Origin of the sequence: Streptomyces sp. DI166 (genome assembly GCF_900091315.1) — a bacterium.
Taxonomy (GTDB): Bacteria; Actinomycetota; Actinomycetes; order Streptomycetales; family Streptomycetaceae; genus Streptomyces; species Streptomyces fuscus.
The window spans coordinates 1-1,373 of the sequence record NZ_FLSP01000239.1 but is presented as its reverse complement, the minus strand read 5'-3'; the positions used below and the strand labels follow the sequence as shown (position 1 = coordinate 1,373).

The following is a 1,373-nucleotide window of genomic DNA, read 5'->3' as shown; positions in this document are numbered from 1 at the left end:
GGTCACGTCCGCTGGAGTGGTGTATCGACGGCCACTCGGTGATCTCGTCTTTGAGGCTATGCGGTGAGTTCGGTGGGCAGGGTGGTGCCGTCGGTTTCTGACTCGATCGGGTGGAGTCGGGCCTTGGCGAGGAGTTCGCGGCCCATGTAGCGGCGGGCTTCGGTCCACTCGTCGTTCTGCTCGGCCAGCACCGCGCCGACGAGCCGGATGACGGCGGTGCGGTCGGGGAAGATGCCGACCACGTCGGTGCGGCGGCGGATCTCCTTGTTCAGCCGCTCTTGCGGGTTGTTCGACCAGATCTGCCGCCAGATCTCCCGCGGGAAGGCGGTGAAGGCGAGCAGGTCGTGCTGGGCTGTGTCCAAGTGGGCTGCGGCCTTGGGGAACTTGGCCTCCAGCGCGTCCAGGACGTGGGTCATCTGTGCTTGGACCGCGTCGGCGTCGGGCTGTTCGAAGACCGTCCGCAGCAGCGTGGCGACCCAGGGCTGGGCCGACTTCGGCACCTGGCTCAGCAAGTTCCTCGCGTAGTGGGTGCGGCAGCGCTGCCAGGACGCGCCGGGCAGGACCGCGCCGATGGCGTCGACGAGGCCGGCGTGGGCGTCGGAGATGACGAGCTGGACGCCGGACAGGCCGCGGGCGATCAGGGAACGCAGGAAGGCGAGCCAGCCGGCGCCGTCCTCGGCGGTGGCGACGTCCAGGCCGAGGATCTCGCGGTGGCCGTCGGCGTTGACGCCGACCGCGATCAGGGCGTGGACGTTGATGATGCGGCCGCTCTCGCGGACCTTCTGGGTGAGCGCGTCGACCCAGACGAACGAGTACGGGCCGGCGTCCAGGGGCCGGTTACGGAAGGCTGCGACCTGCTCGTCCAGGTGCTTGGCCATCGCGCTGACCTGGGACTTCGACAGCTGCGTCACCCCGAGGGACTCGGCGAGCTTCTCGACCCGGCGGGTGGAGACACCGAGCAGGTAGGCGGTGGCGACCACCGAGATCAGGGCCTGCTCGGCCCGGCGGCGGCGCTCGAGAAGCCAGTGCGGGAAGTAGCTGCCCTGCCTCAGCTTGGGAACGGCGAGCTCGACGGTCCCGGCGCGGGTGTCCCACTCGCGCGGGCGATAGCCGTTGCGATGGTTGACGCGTTCCTCGCTGACCTGCCCGTATTCGGCGTTGCAGAGGGCGTCAGCCTCGGCGGACATGAGGGCGTCGGCGAATGTCTTGATCATCGCGCGCAGCAGATCGGGACTCGCCGCGGTGAGGTTCTCCTCGGCGAGGGCGTGCAGGGGCAGACTGTCGGGTGCGGTCATCGTGCTGATCTCCTTCGAGCTTCGACAACTCGAAGATCAGCCGGTGGCCGTTCTCATATCCGGGCCCTCACTCCGACG

The 1,373-nt window shown here is 69.0% G+C and carries 1 protein-coding gene; it reads right to left on the bottom strand.

From position 1 onward, the window contains the following. Positions 1 to 56: 56 nt before the first annotated feature. Positions 57 to 1,295, bottom strand: a complete 1,239-nt coding sequence (locus GA0115233_RS40040; protein ID WP_093725714.1) for an IS256 family transposase — start codon at positions 1,293 to 1,295, stop codon at positions 57 to 59. Positions 1,296 to 1,373: the final 78 nt, after the last annotated feature.

Excerpts from the sequence above, each read along its gene's own strand:
- GA0115233_RS40040 (WP_093725714.1), bottom strand. The coding sequence starts at position 1,295 with ATGACCGCACCCGACAGTCTGCCCCTGCACGCCCTCGCCGAGGAGAAC.